An 18,614-nucleotide genomic window follows, 5' to 3' on the forward strand; every position below is an offset into this window, starting at 1 on the left:
TGTTATAGTAGTTTCAAAAAAACGGGGGGCCTTCTTCCAATGAAAAAATGGACGACTCGCGGCCTGATCTTCAGCGCGTTATTTGCCGGAGTCATGATTGCACTCAGTTTCCTCAAAATCTATTTGCCTATTTCGGCCGTGCCGATTACACTGCAGACACTGGCGGTGATGCTGGCCGGTGCAGTACTTGGAGCACGCTACGGAACGCTGGCTGTGCTGATCGTCATCGGCCTTTGTGCAGCCGGATTTCCTGTTATGGGCGGCAGCGGCGGAGTGGCGGTGCTGGTGGGTCCGACGGCAGGCTATATTTTCTCCTGGCCGGTGGCCGCTTTCCTGATCGGGCTGTGCTCCGAGCGCATGCGGCAGGACAAATATACGTTTCCCAAGCTGGCGGCTGCCAACATTGTGTTCGGCGCATTGCTGGTCTATCCCGGAGGTGTATGGTGGCTGGCCCACTCTACAGGAATGGACTCCCTCTCCAAGGCGCTGACGGCAGGAATGTGGCCGTTCCTCCCGGGCGACCTCGTCAAAGCGGTTCTCTGCGCAGGCGTCGTGACTGCTGTAAGGCAGGTATATCCGATTGAGCGGATTCTGAACAGCGATAACGCAGGCTGGGCCGAAGGCGATCATCCGACTATCAGCAGCTAAACAGGCGGATACCAACAGGATTACAATAACCAAACAGCCGCTGTCCCGATCGGGACAGCGGCTGTTTCTATTTCGTTATTAATGATTCTCCGCGCTGTCAGCGCTCTGCTCCTGAGCGGAATCCTCCTGATCCGGCAGCGCCCAGACCGATACGCTGCCGCCGTTTACCGGGAATACAGCCCAGCCGTCTTCACCTATGGTTACAGTCTCCTCACGGTTACGGGTGAAATCCTCCCAGACCTCTCCGGCCCGTTCTTCTCCGAGGAACATCCGCTTCTCGCCGTTGTCGCCGTTGGAGATGACTACGGCACAGCCGGAGCCGGGCAGCTCTTCCATGCCGCGGCGCACCCAGCCGATGGTGTTGGGATGATCGAAATAATCATCCTGATCGCCGTAGGCCTTGTGATAACGGGCATACAGCAGCGGATCAATGGCAGCCTTCTTCGGTTCTACCGGGGTCGGGCCGCCAATTCCATAATAATCGCCATAGAAGACGACAGGGTAACCGTCACGCCGGAGCAGAATAAGTGCATACGCGCTCTGCTTGAACCAGTCGCCGACCCAGGACTCCAGCGCCTCATGGGGCTGTGAATCATGGTTGTCCACGAAGGTTACGGCATTCAGCGGATGGGTCTGGACCAGCGTATCCTCAAAAATCTTCGTCAGATCAAAGTCCCGCCCGGCAAGTGAAGCGGAATAGAGCTTGTAATGCAGAGATACATCGAATAAATCGATCTGATAATCAACCGTATTGAGGAACTCGCGGCAGGCTTCGAGGTTCGGGTTCCAGAACTCACCGACGATATAAAAGTCCTCGCCGCGCTTTCTTTTCATTTCCTGGGCGAACTCCTTAATATACTCATGGTTGATATGCTTGATGGCATCCAGCCGGTAGCCGCTGCACTGCAGGGTATCGACCAACCATTTCCCCCAGTCCAGCATCTCCCGCTTGACATCCTCGTGGCTGTAGTCAATGTTAGCGAACATCAGATAATCATAGTTGCCGAATTCATCGTCAACATTCTGGTTCCAGGCCCTGTTCTGGCCGTTGATCCGGAATACCCCGGTCCGTCCTTCCTTGGCGTCAAAGTCTGTACCGTTAAAATGGGTGTGATCCCATTTGAAGGCGGAATACTCCTCGCCACGCCCAGGGAAGGTGAACTTGGTCCAGCCCTCAATCTCGAAAGGCTCGGAGATATCCTTGGTGCGGTCGTTCGGATCCACCTCAATAACCTCGAAGGTCTCTGTCTCATCTGCACCGGCTTTATGGTTCATAACGAGATCGACGTAGACCGCGATGCCGTTCTTGAGGCACTCGGCAATCGCCTCAATCAGCTCCTGCTTTGTGCCGTATTTGGTCCGGATCGCACCTTTCTGGTCGAATTCGCCCAGATCATAGAGATCGTACACCCCATACCCGGTGTCCTCGTCGGAGACCGCCTTGGTCACAGGCGGAACCCAGACAGCATCCATGTAGGCTGCCTTGATCTCAGGGGCCATCTCAGCCAGCCGCTTCCAGTGCAGTCCGTCTGCTTCAACATGCCACTCAAAAAACTGCATCATCGTATGGTTTCTCTTCATCTCTATAACCTCCTATATATGTAGACCGGGTAATCAGTTGAACAGGTCCAGCTGAAGCGGGGCGAGGCCGCCGTCAATGCCCAGCAGGGCCTGCAGCTCTTTGGCATTGGGAGTTGCATCACCGGCGGAGTTATTGTTGAACACCACATAGAGCTCGCGGCAGCTTTTTTCCAGCTCCAGCAGGCGGTCCCGCCATTCCGTAAGTTCCTCCGTGCTGTAACGGTACAGATAGCGGAGCTTGCGCCAGTCGGGATGGCTGCTCTGGTTCCAGCTCTGGACGTTGCGGCCGTGCAGCCGGATATACGTGATATCGGGATTAGTCGCTACAGGTACAATCGGGATGGAGCCTGAGCCCGCCTGCGGCTCATCGGCAACGGTGTGAATCCAGCCCTCACGTTCCAGAAAGCCGAGCGTTCTGTCGCGCATTTCCGGGCTGTACCAGGACTCATTGCGGAACTCTACCGCTGAAGGAACATCCAGCATCCGTTCTTTGACCTCACGCAGAAAATCCACGTTCTCCTTGGTACAGTCAAACCACGGCGGGAACTGGAAAAGAGCCATGGCCAGCTTGCCGGCCTCGCGTAGGGGGGCAATGGAATGATGAAATGCCTCGTACATTTCAGCGGTGGAATCGTAGTAATTTTTTTTACCGCGCAGATGTCCGGTCATCCCCTGATAAGCTTTTACAATAAACTGGAAGTTATCCGGGGTTTGTGAGGCCCACTTCACATAATTCCGGACCGGCTGTACCGCATAAAAGGAGCTGTCAATTTCCACGATGGGAAAATGGGCGCTGTAGGCAGGCAGACGTTCGGCGGGCTTGATTTTGCCGTACAGCTCATCGTGGTCACCGAAGCCGGTTAGCCCGATCTTGATCATCGCATTTCCCTCCTTGCGGTTGTCTTGTGTAGAGGAACGGGGAGATTAGCTATTCTCTATTAAACTTAAACCCTGCTGCTGCAAACAAGCGAGTTGATTAATACCTCTAATTTAAGGCAACATGAAGGGGAAGAGAGCTCAGGCGACGGGCATCCGGTCAGAGTGCTATGGGTGCTGTTATCGCCAAAAGAATGCGCGGATATACTTTGCGTGCCAGACTGATTATAGGATGAAGACAGCCCCGTTCCGGCCGGAACGGGGCTGTCTTAGCATAGGCACATTCATTTACCAGGCTTTCTGTCAGGGTCTGAAATGCGTGATTGCTGCTCCGCTGGATATGTGCACCGCGTTGCGTCCGTTGCGCTTGGAGGTGTACAGGGCATGATCGGCTTCGGAGAGCAGCTCCTCAAGGGATACATTATGCGGGAGAGCCTCCACTACACCGAAGCTGGCGGTTACATTAATCTGGCCGGACACCGTATACATGGGGCTGCGTTCCACATCGCTGCGGATCTGCTCTGACAGCAGGGCAGCCTGCTTCAGCGGGGTATCCGGCAGGCACATTACAAACTCCTCTCCCCCATACCGCCCAAATACATCCCTTTCCCGGATATGCCTGGAGCATACGCCTACGACATGCTGGAGTGCCATGTCACCGTACTGGTGGCCGTAACGGTCATTGATGTTTTTGAAGAAATCGATATCCAGCAGAATAACCGAAAAGGGACTCTTGCTGTCCTGCGCCTGAATCAGCAGTTCCCTGCTTAGCTCCATGAAATGAGTCCGGTTATATATACCGGTCAGACTGTCAATTGTGGCAAGCTGCCGGAGCTTTTCCTGCAGCAGAGTCCGTTCGGTTACATCGATCAGCATGATCATCCTGCCGGCAATGCTCCCGTCCTTCTTAAGTACAGGGGAAGAGCGGACCTCATAATAACAGGTGCTTCCGCCTATATTCCAGGCCAGCTCCCGTTCCCCGCTCAGCAGCGGGTCGGCACTCATTACGTAATCGACGGCATCCTTGCCTGCAGGCAGGAACAGCTGGGCCAGTGAGCGCCCGACTGCGGAGGAGTCCAGGCCCTCCATCATCCTTGTGGCAGCCCGGTTGTAATCAATCAGCATATCAAAACGGTCTGTAACCAGCACTCCGTCACGCATGCTCTCGAACAGATTTTCCCGGGCGATAGGAGCTGCGGTCAGCATTCCTCTGGACAGGATGGCCCAGAAGTACAGGGTCGAGGTCACGCTCATAATGACCGGCACAGGGTCCATGCCGTAGGGGGTCTTGTCTATTAAATAGAGGAACGCTCCCATGGCCGGAAGAAACTGGCCGACAAAAATGGTGATCATCTGCCGCCGGTACACCCGCTTCATCCGGTTCCACTGCCAGAGGATCAGGCACATCCCGGCAAGCATAGAGCCGAAGGTCATGCTTCCCTGCACGATATACCAGGGGCCCATCACAATATCAACCACCAGGGAAGGCGCACCTTCCCGGAACACCATTGCTTTGTAGAACAGATGGTGATATTCATTGGTCCATACCAGAAGTGTGGAAATAATAGGTACAGCGAAGAGCGGAATCAGCAGCTTTTTGTTAATCAGGCGCTCCAGTCCCACGAAATGCATGATCATAAGCAGGCTGCAGGGGGCGATAAAAGGCATGCCCAGATACTCCACCTTGATCCAGAACCCGATTTCCTGCATGGAGTTGCCCGACAGCTCCAGAGCAAAGCCAAAGATGTAAATGGCCGAGAAAAAGGAACTGCCTACAAAAGCCCTGATTCCGGCAAAATCAGTCTTCTTATAAAAGGCAAACAGTGCAAGGAGCGCGTTCAGCACCCCGGATACAGATACGATAACAATGTAATTTGAAATTAAAGCTCCCATGATTTCGGCCTCCTCACAGAGCAGGCGTCCATTGCCTGTTCCGCTGAAGCAGGCAGAGGCCTGTTAATATAAGTGCTCCACATCGGCGAATTTTCTCCTGTTTGATCAAGGATATACATAAATAGTATCACAGTTTGTTATGGATAACATTCGGCATCCGGGCTTATCCGTTTTAGTCCGCGATGTCCTGCCAGGGAAGTGAAATCCCCTATCTATGTATATCGGCATCCGCCGCATTCTTTAACAATCCTTGGTCCCGTGCCTAGACAAAGTGACGGAATTTCACAGGCGCTATTTTACTTTTTGTCTAGTGAGTGTCCGGACAGCAGAGTGTAAGATGTTAGTTAATCCTACATCGAATCTTTAATCATTTATTGAAAACGAATAATATGTTATGTTATTTAACATTGATAATCCGAATCAGGAATGAAGGGGGAACGGGATATGTCACTTGTAGCGGCGAAGATTCCTGAGATACAGCTGCAAAACGTCGAAATGCGTTATCAGACGGAAAGCGCCGATGTACTGGCGCTGCATCAGGTTAGCCTTAATATTGCCAAAGGCGAATTCGTTTCTTTGCTGGGCCCCTCAGGCTGCGGCAAAACAACACTGCTGAGACTGATGGCAGATCTTCTGACGCCGACTGCGGGCAATGTTACGGTAGCGGGAAAAAGTGCCAAGGAAGCGAGGCTGGCCCAGAAGTACGGGATTGTTTTTCAGAGTCCGGTGCTGTATGACTGGCGCAAGGTTAAGCACAACATTACGCTGCCGCTTGAACTGATGGGAGTCAAGAAGGCGGCCCGTGAGGAAAAAGCATTGGAGCTGCTGGAGCTTGTCGGGCTGCGGGGCTTTGCCGACAAGTATCCGTGGCAGCTCAGCGGAGGAATGCAGCAGCGTGTGGCCATCGCCCGCGCGCTCTCGATGGAGCCGGAGATTCTGCTCATGGATGAGCCGTTCTCCGCGCTGGATGAATTCACACGCGAGCGCCTGAACGAGGAGCTGCTCTCCGTCTGGAGCAAGGTGCAGAGCACCATTGTGTTTGTAACCCATAGTATTCCTGAATCTATCTTCCTTTCGGACAGAGTATTCGTGTTATCCCCCCATCCGGGCCGGCTATCGGCTGTTGTCGATATTCCGCTGCCGCGCCCGCGTACAGCGGAGATGCGGAACAGCCCGCAGTTTTTTGAACTGATCGCCCGTATCCGCGACAGTTTTGAAGGGGTGTAGCGATGAAGGCGAACAGCTTGCTCCGCAGCCGTTATCTGCCGCTGCTCGTCTGGATCTGCGGTCTGCTGGCGGTTTGGGAGGCCGTCTCCTGGCTGCTGCTCCATGTGGTGAAGACTCCGCTGGCCCAATCCAAGCTGCCTTATGTGCATGAGGTGGCGGCAACCTTGTGGAAGTACAGCGGCACGTTGCTGAAGGAGGGCGGAGCGACCTTCGGCAACGCCGGTATAGGCTTCCTGATCGGAGCCGCCGCCGGAGTGCTGCTCGCTGTGCTGATGAGCCTGTCTAGAACGGTTGAACGGCTCGCTTTCCCGTACGCGGTTGCTTCACAGATGATTCCGATTCTTGGACTTGCGCCGATTATCTACGGGATTGTACGCGATGAGCAGGTATCGCGGATTATCATCTCCGGGTACATTACTTTCTTTCCGGTTGCGCTGAACATGCTGCGCGGCCTGCGCAGCGTTGATCTTCCCGCAGTGGAGCTCATGCACTCCTATGCAGCCAAGCCGTGGGCAGTCTATTGGAAGCTGAAGCTTCCGGCTGCATTGCCGGGATTGTTCAGCGGCCTCAAAATTGCGGCTCCGCTCGCGGTAACCGGGGCCATTCTGGTTGAACTGATGGGGGCCCAGCATGGCATAGGGGTCATTATGCTGCGAAATCTGTATTATGGGCCTTCCCATACGTACATGTTCTGGTCTACGGTTCTGGTCGGGGCGCTGCTGGGTATCGCCAGCTACTGGCTGATGACGCTTGTCGAGCGTCTGGTTGCGCCGTGGCAGCCTGAGTTCCGGCCGAAGGGAGGAGAGCGCTCATGAGCAGCAGTTCAGTGCAGGAGCCTGTGTATATCGCTGCAGCTGGAAGCGAAGATCCGCCTTCATCTCTTATAACAACGATAAATAGTGTTTCATCAGGCCCGGAGAAGCAGAGGGGAAGACGACGCCTGCCCGGATGGCTTAATGCGGGTGTGCTTTTGCCGCTTGCAGCCGGTGTAATCTTCCTGCTCCTCTGGGAGCTTCAGATGTTCCATAAGCTGTTTGACCTGAAGAAATATCAGCTTCCGCTGCCTTCTGCTATCTGGGAAGCCATGCGGGAGAATTACAGCCTGCTGCTGTCCTATACCGGCTATACCCTTACCGAAGCGGTGGCCGGCATGCTGATCGGCTCGGCCGGCGGCTTTCTGATCGCCCTGGCAGCAACCGCCTGGCCGCGCTGGGGCGGCGGCAGCCTGACTCTGGTAGCGGCGCTCAATGCAGTGCCGATTGTGGCGCTGGCCCCGATTATGAATCTGTGGTTCGGTGACGGCATCGGCTCGCGGGCTGCTATCGTTACTGCAACGACAATGGCAGCGATGGCCATTAATGCCTACAAAGGAATGTCGGCAGTCGACCCTTTGGCGCTCGATCTGATGCATTCCTATGCTGCCGGCAAGTCTGCGGTATTCCGGTATCTGCGGATTCAGAACAGTCTGCCGTACGTATTTACCGCTCTCAAGATCAATGCTACCGCGAGTATGATCGGAGCCATCGTCGGCGAGTTTTTCTTTTCCTCAAGGGGGCTTGGTTATCTTCTCTCCAACTCCATCAAGGTGGCGAAGATGCCGCTCGGCTGGTCCTGTATTGTGCTGGCAGCTATCGCCGGGGTGTTGTTTTACCTGATAGTAGAACGGCTGGAGAAGGTATTTATCAGATGGCATCCTTCCCGGCGTTCGTGACCTTCTTTTACCCGTTACATCCGGACCTTTGCGTGAGGGAGACAGAGAACCTGACCGCAGGCCGTATGGATATAGGCACCATGATGGCAACCATACTGTGCTGTGCAAGAACCACAAACTCAAAATGGTAGGGGGAGTTGCATTTGAAGAACGGGAAAAAGGGTAAATCGCACGGCGGGCTATTGCTGGCGGCAATGATTATGCTCACCTCTCTGCTGGCCGGCTGCGGAGGAAACAACAATGCCAATGCACCTGTCGCTGAAGCGAATACGGCTGCAGAGGCTTCCGCTTCACCGGGAGCGGCAACAGCAGAGCCTGCTGCAGAGCCGGTTACGGTCAAGCTGCAGCTGAAATGGGTGCCCCAGGCGCAATTCGCCGGTTATTTCCTGGCACAGGATAAGGGTTATTATGCCGAGGAGGGGCTGAACGTTGAAATCCTGCCAGGCGGGCCTGACATTGTACCGGAGCAGCAGGTGGCCGGCGGATCGGCAGACATCGGGGTGGATTGGGTGGCAAGCCTGCTGACCAGCCAGGAGCAGGAAATGCCATTGGTACAGATCGCACAGATTTTCCAAAAGAGCGGCCTGGTCCTGGTGTCCAAGAAAGATGCGGGAATCAACAGTCCGGCAGATCTGAAGGGTAAAAAGGTCGGAAACTGGATGGGCGGCAATGAGTTTGAACTGCTGGCGCTGTTCGATAAATATAAGCTCGATTCCAATAAGGATTTGAATTTCACGAAGCAGGGCTTCACCATGGACCAGTTCCTCGGCGGTGAAATCGATGCTGCTTCGGCAATGACCTACAATGAATATCAGGTTGTGCTGGAATCGGGAGTAAAGGCTGAAGATCTGAAAGTTATTGATATGAACGATGAGGGGGTAGCCATGCTTGAGGATAACCTCTTCGCCAATAAAGAATGGCTTGCGGATAATAAGGAGACTGCAGCGAAGTTCGTCCGCGCTTCACTCAAGGGCTGGAAGGATGCGATTGCCGATCCGGAAGCGGCTGTGGACAGCGTAATGAAGCTGGCTGAGGAAGGCAGCACAACCCGCGAGCATCAGCTGACTATGATGACAGAAGTAGCCAAGCTGATTCAGCCGGAGGGCTTCGATATTGCCAAGCTGGGCTATACCGATGCGGCCGCATTCCAGCAGACGGCGGATATTGCCCTCAAATTCGGAGTAATCAAGGAAGCGGCCGATGTGAATGAAGCCTATACGAATGAGATTGTCGAGATGGCAGCAGAGTAAGCCTTACGCCCATAAATAACACGCAGATGACCGCCGGTGAGGCGGTCATCTATTATCATCGGCAGCCCAGATCAAGAAAGAGGTGAGGAATCATGTCCCTGGTAGTGAGGCAGGCAGAGAAAATCAGAAACTATGTGGACGGAAGCTGGGTGGATTCACCCTCCGCACAGGAAGAGGAGGTATTCAATCCGGCAACCGGCGAGGTGATCGCCTATGTTCCGATCTCAAGCAGGGAGGAAGTGGCTGCTGCAGTCCATGCGGCGGCAATTGCCTATCATTCATGGAAAAGGGTTGCCGTTCCGCGGCGGGCCCGCTATTTCTTCCAGTACCAGCAGCTGCTGGTGCAGCACCGGGATGAGCTGGCTGATCTGATTACGCTGGAGAACGGCAAGAGCAGGGAGGAGGCGCTGGGTGAGGTGCAGCGCGGCATTGAGTGCGTGGAATTCGCCTCGGGAGCTCCTACACTGATGATGGGCAGCCAGCTGCCGGACATCGCCTCCGGCATCGAATCCGGCATGTACCGCTACCCCCTGGGGGTGATCGGCGGGATTGCGCCGTTTAACTTCCCGATGATGGTGCCCTGCTGGATGTTTCCGCTGGCAGTGGCCTGCGGCAACACCTTTGTGCTGAAGCCGTCGGAGCGTACGCCGCTGCTGGTTAACCGTCTGGCGGAGCTGTTCGGCGAAGCCGGGTTTCCGCCGGGTGTGCTGAATGTGGTGCACGGTGCGCATGAAGTGGTGAACGGCCTGCTGGAGCATGAGGATGTGAAGGCCATTTCCTTTGTCGGCTCACAGCCGGTGGCGGAATATGTGTATAGACAGGGGACCGCTCACGGCAAACGTGTGCAGGCGCTGGCCGGCGCCAAAAACCACTCGATTGTGCTGCCGGATGCCGACCTGGACAACGCCGTAAGGAATATAACCGCAGCTGCTTTCGGCTCGGCGGGTGAGCGCTGTATGGCCTGCTCTGTTGTAGTTGTGCATGAGACTATCGCCGATGAGCTGGTTGGCCGCCTGATTCAGGCCGCCGACGGCCTGAAGATCGGGGACGGCAGGGAGGACGGTGTATTTCTCGGGCCAGTTATCCGGGAGGCGAATAAGGAACGGACGATCCGCTATATCGAAAAGGGGATCGAGGAGCAGGCGGAGCTGGTACGCGACGGCCGGAAGGATAGCGCGGCAGCAGGAGCAGGCTATTTCCTTGGACCGACCATCTTCGACCATGTACAGCCGGGAATGACGATCTGGCAGGATGAGATTTTTGCTCCTCTGCTGTCTGTGGTGCGCGTAAAGGATCTTGCTGAAGCTATAGAGATTACGAACCGTTCACCGTTTGCCAACGGTGCTTGTCTGTATACTGACAGTGCCAGCGCGGTCCGCGAGTTCCGGGAAGAGATTGATGCAGGGATGCTGGGCGTGAATCTCGGGGTGCCGGCACCAATGGCCTTTTTCCCTTTTTCCGGATACAAGAAATCCTTCTACGGCGACCTTCATGCCAACGGGCGTGACGGCGTTGAATTCTACACCCGCAAGAAGATGATTACTGCACGTTATTAGTGTCCCAAATAAGATATTTTGGAGAGGGGAACCTGCCATGCAGAGCCTGGGCAAAGAGAGCGAAGCAGCCATAAAGAAGGATCAGCGTTATTTATGGCATAACATTACTCCATACAGTGAGCAGAGTCCTCCGATGATTGCGGCTTCGGCCAGCGGGTCATGGGTTACCGATGTTGACGGCAATAAATATCTCGACGGGATGTCCGGGCTGTGGTGTGTAAATGTCGGGTACGGGCGGAAGGAATTGGCGGAGGCCGCCTATAACCAGCTGCTCAGCCTGCCGTATTTCCCGCTCACCCAGAGCCATATGCCGGCCATTGCGCTTGCCGAGAAGCTGAATGAATGGCTGGAAGGGGATTATGTGATCTTCTTCTCCAACAGCGGCTCTGAAGCGAATGAAGCGGCCTTCAAGATCGTCCGCCAGTACCATCAGCAGACTGGGCAGCACTACCGCAGTAAACTCATCGCCCGTTACCGCGGCTACCACGGCAGCTCGCTCGGAGCTTTGTCTGCAACAGGCCAGGCACAGCGCAAATACAAATATGAGCCGCTGGCTGCGGGGTTCCTGCATGTGGCGCCGCCGGACAGCTACCGCCGCCCTGCCGGCATGACTGTGGAGGCGTTCAATCTGCAGTGTGCCCAGGCAATCGAGGATACGATTGTATGGGAGGGCGCAGAGACTGTAGCTGCTGTAATCATGGAGCCGGTCATTACCGGCGGCGGTGTCATTGTGCCGGAGCAGATTTATCTCGACCGGGTGCAGGAAATCTGCCGGAAATACGGCGTGCTGCTGATCATGGATGAGGTCATCTGCGGCTTCGGGCGTTCCGGGCGCAAATTCGGCCATCAGAACTTCGGCATCAAGCCGGATATCGTTACCATGGCCAAGGGGCTGACCAGCGCCTATCTGCCGCTGTCAGCAACTGCGGTGCGTAAGGATATTTATGAGGCTTTTAAGGATAGTAGCGACGGCTACGGCCACTTCCGTCATGTAAATACCTTCGGCGGCAATCCGGCGGCCTGTGCGCTTGCTCTCTGCAATCTGGAAATTATGGAGCAGGAGCAGCTGGTGGAGCGCGCTGATATTCTGGGGCAGAGGCTGTACAGCGGGCTGTCCGGGCTGCTTGATCACAAGCTGGTCGGCGATATCCGCAGCTTCGGACTGATCCTCGGCATCGAGCTGGTGGCTGACAAGGCAACCCGGCAGCCTGCCGGACTGGATACTGTCAAAGGCATTATTGCCGATTGTAAAGCTAAAGGGCTTATTATTGGCAAGAACGGTGACACTGTGGCAGGCTTCAACAATGTACTGACACTCGCACCGCCGCTTTCGTCTACGGATAGTGATATACAATTCATTGTTGATACGCTCACAGCTGTGCTGAACGGGAGCTGGGGAGCGTGAGCTTATCGGGATACAGCAGCTGATAGGCGCGCAGGGCAACCTGGATCGAGATGCGGTTCTCGGGGAGCATGAAGTCCTCGCCGAGCAGTTCGGTGATTTTGTCCAGCCGGTAATAAAGGGACTGCCTGACAATGAACAGGTTGCGGGCGGCGATTTGCTTGGAGCCGTCATGATCGAGGAACACGCGCAGTGTCAACATCAGCTCGCTGCCCTTCGACTGGTCATGATCGATCAGCGGCCCCAGATAGCTGCGGATGAAGTTCTCCAGCGTCTTCCCGTCATTAAGGTTGAGGAGCAGCTGGAACACGCCCAGCTCTTCATAGAAGAGTACCGGCTTCTGGTAACAAGAATAGAGTGACAGGGATTGTACTGCCTCCTGATAGCCGGCATATGCCTGCTTCAGGCCTTTGTGGGACTTGCTGACTCCGGTAACGAGCTGCAGGTCCTTTAATTTTTCATCAGCGCGGATGTGCTGAAGGGCATCCAGTGCCTGCTGCAGCCTTAGCTTGCCGGGGAGCCTGGACTGGATGTCGAGTGCAATGACGGTAAGCCGGTTATTCTTCAGCGTAATCAGAGGCCGCAGGGAGTATTTCTCAAATAGGGACCTGATGATGAGTGAAAGGTGGAAGGTGATGGATTCCCAGTCGTTCTCCGAGCTGTTCCATTTCACATCGCGCGGATTCTCGATTTCAATCAGACAGACCCGGTAGCTCAGCTCGTTCACGATATTAAAGTCGGGGCCGACCAGACCCTTGAGCCGGTTGTCATCCTCGATACGTCCGCTGATCAGCTCATCGACCCACAGATTCTCCGAAAACAGCTTGCGTTCTTCCATATATCGGGTACGCAGCAGCTCCTGTGCAATCGAGAGTGAGGCGGAATCCAGCAGCAGACAGTCGAATTCCTGCGGCTTATGATTGCTGATCATCATAATATAAGCCCAGGTCTGGTCGAGCGCCCCTACCGGCTTCAAGGCAATCTTTCTGTGTCCGAACTCGCGGATGCAGGGTGCGGCATCGGGCTGTATGCCCTCAAGCTCATCGTCAAGCGATTCAAAGAAGCCAAGCAGCGGGAGCTGCTCTTCCGGAGGAAGCGCCGGGAAAAACAACGGCTTGCCTTGGAGCTGCATATAGACGATTTGGGTGCGGGTGCTTTTGCATAACAGCTGCAGTACCTTCAGGGTTCCCTGGGAGGTCAGGGTAAGACGGTGGAATTCACGGGAAATGCTCTCCAGCTCCTGCAGCATCTTGTGGTGGCGGTTGATGATGAGGGAATGCAGGTCAAGTGTAATGTCTACGAAGCGTACGGTGCGGGTGAATGCGATCAGCGGAAAATCATGGCGGTCTGCAAGCTCGATCATCTCCTGGGGAATTGTGCTGAAGTAAGCCCCGAGCTCGATGCAGAGACAGGCGGCGTTTTTATCAATCAGATTTTGCAAAAAGGCCAGGGAAGCCCCTGTATCCGCGCTGGCTCCCATACCTGTTGTCAGGATCATTTCCTCCCCGTGGATCAGACTTTCAAAGCTGGCGCTCTCCAGTACATGCACCCAGCGGATTGCCCGGTTCAGCCCGTTTTTCCCACCGGCGATCACGGCATCTGCGAACAGCGGTCTTCTCAGTGCGTCCCGGACCGTAAATACAAGTTCCCAATCCATATGCTTTCCCCCTCGCTCTTTATCCTGCTTGCTATCTCCGGCGTAAAAAATACACTTTTGAAATTAGACAATGTGTCTAATGTAACAAAAAAACGAAATGGATATAGTTTGAATATAATATGTTAGGAAATGTGACTTAATGTGATGCTGAATAAAGGGGCTTATTAGGTTTGAAGTATATTTTACTACATTAGGCCCGGAGTGTAAGCAAAATATTAAGGAGAATATCGTAATAATGTTATTATATATAACATTGATCTGTCTTTAGAAGTTAGATTGTCACTGTCTTCTTCGAGGCAGGTAATGAAATTAAAGGGAGGGATAACTGATGGAGCACTCTTCTCCGTTAACTGCATTTACACCTGATATGTTTATGCGCAATTTTGCCGAGGCGGAGCCCGGACTCAGCCGCAAGGGCGCAATGGAGGAATCCAACCGCTGTCTCTATTGTTATGATGCGCCCTGCATCAAGGCTTGCCCCACCGGTATCAATATTCCTTCCTTTATTAAGCGGATTGCTACCGATAATCTGAAGGGCTCAGCCATGACGATTATGGAGTCCAATCCGGTTGGCGCCAGCTGTGCGCGGGTCTGTCCGACCGAGGAGCTCTGTGAGGGGGCCTGCGTACTGAACGATGCCTCCGCGCCGATTCAGATCGGACTGCTGCAGCGTTATGCCACCGACTGGGCCGTTAACAGCGGAATCCAGCTGTTTAAAGCGGGTGTGCCAAACGGCAGGAGGGTTGCTGTCATCGGCGGTGGTCCGGCAGGCTTGTCCGCTGCCAGAGAGCTGGCACGCGAAGGGTTTGCCGTGGTGGTCTATGAGGCCAAGCCGCTTGCAGGCGGACTGAATACACACGGGATCGTGTCCTTCCGGCTGCCGCAGTCGATCTCGCTGTGGGAAGTGGAGCAGGTTGAGAAGCTGGGTGTGCAGATCTTAACCGGAGTCAAGGTTGGAGTGGATATTACTGTGGAGGAGCTCAGGGAAAATTATGATGCCATAGTGCTCGCAGCCGGAATGGGCTATGTGCCGCCGCTCGGCATTGAAGGCGAGAAGCTTTCCGGTGTTTATGATGCCATAGAGCTGGTTGAAACGACCAAGACGGGGGTTCCGACGCTGGAGCTGATGGGACAGCGCGTCGCCGTAATCGGCGCAGGCAATACCGCCATTGATGCGGCTACCTGCTCGGTGCGGCTCGGAGCCGAGAGTGTCAAAATGGTCTACCGCCGTACCCGGAGTGAGATGACCGCTTATGACTTTGAATATGAATTCGCCAAGCAGGAGGGCGTGGAATTCAACTGGCTGACACTGCCCAAACGGATTGTCGGCGATGCACTGGGCAATGTGACCGGACTGGAATGCGTCCGGATGAAGCTGACCGGTGAAACAGGCAAGGATGGACGTCTGACGCCGATGCCGGTTGAAGGCTCGGAATTCGTCATGCCGGTTGATGCTGTAGTTATAGCAATCGGACAGAAGCGGCGGATTGACCTGATTGAGTCGCTGGGGCTGGAGCATGACCGGGGCGTGGTGAAGATTGACCGGAAGACCGGACGGACCTCTGATCCGATGATCTATGCTGCCGGCGATATCGTCTTCGGCTCCGGCAACGGTGAGGCAATGGTTGTATCAGCCGCCCAGCAGGGCAAGGATGCGGCTTATGCCATAGTCAGGCAGTTATCCGGTCTGCAGGACAGTGTAGTGGGTTCTGCGGTTTAACCGCTGCCTCGCAGACAGACAGGAATATGCAACGCAGCCCGGCGGGTATCCCCGGACTACATATGACAGGGAGGGAACAACTATGGCAGATCTGCGAATTGATCTTGCAGGAATTCAATCACCCAATCCGTTCTGGCTGGCTTCCGCGCCGCCTACCAATACAGGCTATCAGGTGCAGCGGGCCTTCGAGGCCGGCTGGGGCGGCGCCGTCTGGAAGACGCTGGGCGATCCGATCATTAACACCTCGTCGCGTTTTGCGGCAGTTCATTTCAACGGGCAGCGCGTAGCAGGCTTCAACAATATTGAGCTGATCACGGACCGGCCGCTGGAGGTAAACCTGAAGGAAATTTACGAAACGAAAAAGAAATTTCCCGGCCATGCGGTGATTGCCTCCTTGATGGTAGAGCCCAAGCGGGAGAAATGGCATGAGATCGTCAAGCGGGTGGAGGATGTCGGGGTTGACGGGCTGGAGCTGAACTTCGGCTGCCCGCACGGGATGGCTGAGCGCGGAATGGGTGCTGCTTCAGGCCAGCAGCCTGATCTCGTACAGGCACAGACGACCTGGGTCAAGGAAGTGGCGACCACACCGGTAATTGTCAAGCTCACTCCTAATATCACTGACATTACCGTTGTTGCCCGCCATGCGGCCAAAGGCGGCGCAGATGCAATCAGCCTGATCAATACGATTAACAGCCTGGCGGGAGTGGATATTCACAGCTGGAACACCATTCCGCATGTTGGCGGACAAGGTGCACACGGCGGTTACTGCGGACCTGCTGTCAAGCCGATTGCCCTGAGCATGGTGGCTGAATGTGCGCGTGACCGCGGGGTCGGCATTCCGATCTCAGGAATCGGCGGCATCTCCACCTGGCAGGACGTAGTTGAGTTCATGCTGATGGGGGCGACCGGCATCCAGGTCTGTACGGCGGTCATGCATCACGGCTTCCGGATCGTTGAAGAGATGATAGACGGCTTGAATAACTATCTGGATGACAAAGGGCTCGCTTCGGTAACAGAGCTGATCGGCAAATCGGTGCCGAAATACTCCAACTGGGGTGACCTCGATCTGAATTACAAAGTCGTTGCACGGATCAACGAAGACAACTGCATTAACTGCAACAAGTGCCACATTGCCTGCGAAGATGCTTCTCATCAATGTATTGATATGCTCACGAATGCTGACGGCAAGGCGGTTCTGCAGGTGCGTGAGGAAGACTGTGTAGGCTGCAACCTGTGCTCCATTGTCTGCCCGGCTGACGGCGCAATTGATATGATCGCGCTGGACAGCGGGGCGGCGCCGATGACCTGGAACCAGCGGCAGCAGGTAATCAGCACCCTGAACGGCTCATATTCAGAAGCGGAGGTGGTTTAAGATGGCCAAAATCATCAAGAACGGAACTATCGTCACTGCTGCAGACACGTATACTGGGGATGTCCTGATTGAAAACGGGATTGTAACCGGAATTGGACTGAATCTGGAGGTGCCGGGCGCTGAAATTGTGGATGCCTCCGGCTGCTATGTGTTCCCGGGAGGGATAGATCCGCACACCCACCTGGATATGCCTTTTGGCGGAACGGTCACCGCCGATGACTTCGAGAGCGGGACGATCGCCGCTGCCTACGGCGGTACGACAACCGTAATTGACTTCTGCCTCACCACCAAAGGCCAGCCGCTGCAGAGCGCTGTGGATACATGGCATAACAAATCACAGGGCAAAGCTGTGATTGACTACAGCTTCCACCTGATGGTGTCCGAGTTAAATGACCGGGTGCTCGGCGAGCTGCCACAGATTATCGAACAAGAGGGCATCACTTCACTGAAGGTATTCATGGCTTACAAGAATACTTTCCAGGCTGATGACGGCGTATTGTACAAAACACTGCAGGCCGCCAAGCGGGAGGGTGCGCTTGTTATGGTTCATGCCGAGAACGGGGATGTGATTGAATATCTGGTGGAGCAGGCGCTGGCAGCCGGCAATACAGACCCGATCTATCATGCTCTGACCCGGCCGCCGGAGCTCGAAGGTGAAGCTACCGGCCGGGCTGCTTATCTGACCGAGTTGACTGATTCGCAGCTTTACGTGGTTCATGTCACTTGTGCTGAAGCGGTATGGAAGATTGCCGAGGCCCGTAAGAAAGGGCTGCGTGTCTACGGCGAGACCTGCCCGCAGTATCTTGTGCTGGATCAGACTGCGCTTGAGAAGCCGGACTTTGAGGGCGCCAAGTACGTATGGTCACCGCCGCTGCGCGAGCAGTGGAATCAGGATGTGCTGTGGGATGCGCTGTGGAACGGTTCGCTGCAGACCATCGGCTCCGACCAGTGTTCCTTTGATTTCAAGGGGCAGAAGGATCTGGGACGCGGTGATTTCTCCAAAATCCCGAACGGCGGACCGACCATCGAGGACCGCTTCAGCCTGCTGTACTCCGAGGGTGTGCAGAAAGGCCGCATCTCATTGAACAAGTTCGTTGATATCATCTCTACCTCAAGCGCCAGGCTGTTCGGCCTTTTCCCGCAGAAGGGAACGATCGCCATCGGCAGTGATGCCGATATTGTCATCTTTGATCCTTCCGTTGAAAGAACTCTTTCGGCTGCAACCCATCACATGAACGTCGATTATAATGCGTTTGAAGGCTTTGAGATCAAGGGCGAACCGGTATCAGTGTTAAGCCGCGGCGAGTTTGTCATCCGTGACAAGCAGTTCGTCGGGCAGGCGGGGGCAGGTCAGTACCTGCGCCGCAAACGGTTCGAGGCGGAGACGGCATTTCCCGCCAAAGCGGAGATCAGCGGAGGAGTGGTGTGATATGTCAGCATTTGCGGAGTTTGACAAGGAGCGGCAGGCTGTTGATAAGCTGCTGCAGCAGGGTTATGGAATAGTAAATATCAAAGAGGATCTGGACGGTGCCGAGGTAACATTTATCCGCAGTGGTTCAGACGGTGACCCGGTAAAGCTGCTGCTGCTGACGGCGGATGCGCGCAAGCATGTGACTACAGCCGTTTTTGCCGGGATCAGGCCGGCAGCGCCGGTTGAAGCTTCTATTTAATATATGAATTAGAAGCTGGCAGACTGCCGGTTGCCGGCGTACCCAGGTACG

The 18,614-nt window shown here is 55.0% G+C and carries 15 protein-coding genes; 11 read left to right on the top strand and 4 right to left on the bottom strand.

Going from position 1 to position 18,614, the window contains the following annotated elements:
- Positions 1-39 precede the first annotated feature (39 nt).
- On the top strand, positions 40-648 hold the full coding sequence (locus BLR64_RS18040; RefSeq protein ID WP_090716231.1) for a biotin transporter BioY: 609 nt from the start codon (positions 40-42) through the stop codon (positions 646-648).
- 78 nt (positions 649-726) lie between these two features.
- Here BLR64_RS18040 and BLR64_RS18045 read toward each other — a convergent pair whose 3' ends face one another.
- The 3 genes from BLR64_RS18045 to BLR64_RS18055 form a co-directional block, all read right to left on the bottom strand.
- Positions 727-2,229, bottom strand: coding sequence for an alpha-amylase (locus BLR64_RS18045; RefSeq protein ID WP_090716233.1), 1,503 nt, complete (start codon positions 2,227-2,229; stop codon positions 727-729).
- A 33-nt stretch (positions 2,230-2,262) separates the two neighbouring features.
- Positions 2,263-3,108, bottom strand: coding sequence for a DUF72 domain-containing protein (locus tag BLR64_RS18050; protein ID WP_090716234.1), 846 nt, complete (start codon positions 3,106-3,108; stop codon positions 2,263-2,265).
- 300 nt (positions 3,109-3,408) lie between these two features.
- Complete coding sequence (locus BLR64_RS18055; RefSeq protein ID WP_090716236.1) at positions 3,409-4,998, bottom strand: histidine kinase N-terminal 7TM domain-containing diguanylate cyclase; 1,590 nt, start codon at positions 4,996-4,998, stop codon at positions 3,409-3,411.
- A gap of 444 nt (positions 4,999-5,442) precedes the next feature.
- Between BLR64_RS18055 and BLR64_RS18060 the strand changes: the two genes are divergently transcribed.
- The 6 genes from BLR64_RS18060 to BLR64_RS18085 all read left to right on the top strand — a co-directional run bounded on the left by BLR64_RS18060 (position 5,443) and on the right by BLR64_RS18085 (position 12,147).
- A complete protein-coding gene (locus BLR64_RS18060) occupies positions 5,443-6,225 on the top strand; it encodes an ABC transporter ATP-binding protein (RefSeq protein WP_068728258.1) in 783 nt (260 codons plus the stop codon).
- A 2-nt stretch (positions 6,226-6,227) separates the two neighbouring features.
- Positions 6,228-7,040 carry an ABC transporter permease gene (locus tag BLR64_RS18065; RefSeq protein WP_090716237.1) on the top strand — a complete coding sequence of 271 codons (813 nt, stop codon included), beginning with the start codon at positions 6,228-6,230 and terminating at the stop codon, positions 7,038-7,040.
- On the top strand, positions 7,037-7,936 hold the full coding sequence (locus BLR64_RS18070; protein ID WP_090716239.1) for an ABC transporter permease: 900 nt from the start codon (positions 7,037-7,039) through the stop codon (positions 7,934-7,936). The genes BLR64_RS18065 and BLR64_RS18070 overlap by 4 nt, the downstream gene beginning before the upstream one ends.
- Before the next feature lie 143 nt (positions 7,937-8,079).
- Positions 8,080-9,186 carry an ABC transporter substrate-binding protein gene (locus tag BLR64_RS18075; protein WP_244157753.1) on the top strand — a complete coding sequence of 369 codons (1,107 nt, stop codon included), beginning with the start codon at positions 8,080-8,082 and terminating at the stop codon, positions 9,184-9,186.
- A 92-nt stretch (positions 9,187-9,278) separates the two neighbouring features.
- Positions 9,279-10,742: a CoA-acylating methylmalonate-semialdehyde dehydrogenase gene (locus BLR64_RS18080; protein WP_090716240.1), complete on the top strand. Its 1,464-nt coding sequence runs from the start codon at positions 9,279-9,281 to the stop codon at positions 10,740-10,742.
- A gap of 37 nt (positions 10,743-10,779) precedes the next feature.
- A complete protein-coding gene (locus tag BLR64_RS18085) occupies positions 10,780-12,147 on the top strand; it encodes an aspartate aminotransferase family protein (RefSeq protein WP_090716242.1) in 1,368 nt (455 codons plus the stop codon).
- Here the strand turns inward: BLR64_RS18085 and BLR64_RS18090 are convergent.
- Positions 12,113-13,801, bottom strand: a complete 1,689-nt coding sequence (locus BLR64_RS18090; RefSeq protein WP_090716243.1) for a PucR family transcriptional regulator — start codon at positions 13,799-13,801, stop codon at positions 12,113-12,115. The genes BLR64_RS18085 and BLR64_RS18090 overlap by 35 nt on opposite strands.
- Before the next feature lie 328 nt (positions 13,802-14,129).
- Between BLR64_RS18090 and BLR64_RS18095 the strand changes: the two genes are divergently transcribed.
- The 4 genes from BLR64_RS18095 (at position 14,130) to BLR64_RS18110 (ending at position 18,563) form a co-directional block, all read left to right on the top strand.
- Entirely contained in the window at positions 14,130-15,521 is a 1,392-nt protein-coding gene (locus tag BLR64_RS18095) for an NAD(P)-dependent oxidoreductase (protein ID WP_090716245.1), read from the top strand.
- A gap of 82 nt (positions 15,522-15,603) precedes the next feature.
- Positions 15,604-16,893: an NAD-dependent dihydropyrimidine dehydrogenase subunit PreA gene (preA, locus tag BLR64_RS18100; RefSeq protein ID WP_090716246.1), complete on the top strand. Its 1,290-nt coding sequence runs from the start codon at positions 15,604-15,606 to the stop codon at positions 16,891-16,893.
- 1 nt (position 16,894) lies between these two features.
- A complete protein-coding gene (gene hydA / locus BLR64_RS18105) occupies positions 16,895-18,322 on the top strand; it encodes a dihydropyrimidinase (protein ID WP_090716248.1) in 1,428 nt (475 codons plus the stop codon).
- A 1-nt stretch (position 18,323) separates the two neighbouring features.
- Positions 18,324-18,563, top strand: a complete 240-nt coding sequence (locus tag BLR64_RS18110; RefSeq protein ID WP_090716250.1) for a hypothetical protein — start codon at positions 18,324-18,326, stop codon at positions 18,561-18,563.
- The last annotated feature ends 51 nt before the right edge of the window (positions 18,564-18,614 follow it).

Origin of the sequence: Paenibacillus typhae (genome assembly GCF_900099765.1) — a bacterium.
GTDB lineage: Bacteria > Bacillota > Bacilli > Paenibacillales > Paenibacillaceae > Paenibacillus_AQ > Paenibacillus_AQ typhae.

Coding starts and splice junctions, on each gene's coding strand:
- BLR64_RS18050 (WP_090716234.1), bottom strand. CDS start 3,108: ATGATCAAGATCGGGCTAACCGGCTTCGGTGACCACGATGAGCTGTAC.
- BLR64_RS18045 (WP_090716233.1), bottom strand. CDS start 2,229: ATGAAGAGAAACCATACGATGATGCAGTTTTTTGAGTGGCATGTTGAA.
- BLR64_RS18065 (WP_090716237.1), top strand. CDS start 6,228: ATGAAGGCGAACAGCTTGCTCCGCAGCCGTTATCTGCCGCTGCTCGTC.
- BLR64_RS18040 (WP_090716231.1), top strand. CDS start 40: ATGAAAAAATGGACGACTCGCGGCCTGATCTTCAGCGCGTTATTTGCC.
- preA (WP_090716246.1), top strand. CDS start 15,604: ATGGCAGATCTGCGAATTGATCTTGCAGGAATTCAATCACCCAATCCG.
- BLR64_RS18060 (WP_068728258.1), top strand. CDS start 5,443: ATGTCACTTGTAGCGGCGAAGATTCCTGAGATACAGCTGCAAAACGTC.
- hydA (WP_090716248.1), top strand. CDS start 16,895: ATGGCCAAAATCATCAAGAACGGAACTATCGTCACTGCTGCAGACACG.
- BLR64_RS18080 (WP_090716240.1), top strand. CDS start 9,279: ATGTCCCTGGTAGTGAGGCAGGCAGAGAAAATCAGAAACTATGTGGAC.
- BLR64_RS18090 (WP_090716243.1), bottom strand. CDS start 13,801: ATGGATTGGGAACTTGTATTTACGGTCCGGGACGCACTGAGAAGACCG.
- BLR64_RS18110 (WP_090716250.1), top strand. CDS start 18,324: ATGTCAGCATTTGCGGAGTTTGACAAGGAGCGGCAGGCTGTTGATAAG.
- BLR64_RS18085 (WP_090716242.1), top strand. CDS start 10,780: ATGCAGAGCCTGGGCAAAGAGAGCGAAGCAGCCATAAAGAAGGATCAG.
- BLR64_RS18095 (WP_090716245.1), top strand. CDS start 14,130: ATGGAGCACTCTTCTCCGTTAACTGCATTTACACCTGATATGTTTATG.
- BLR64_RS18055 (WP_090716236.1), bottom strand. CDS start 4,998: ATGGGAGCTTTAATTTCAAATTACATTGTTATCGTATCTGTATCCGGG.
- BLR64_RS18070 (WP_090716239.1), top strand. CDS start 7,037: ATGAGCAGCAGTTCAGTGCAGGAGCCTGTGTATATCGCTGCAGCTGGA.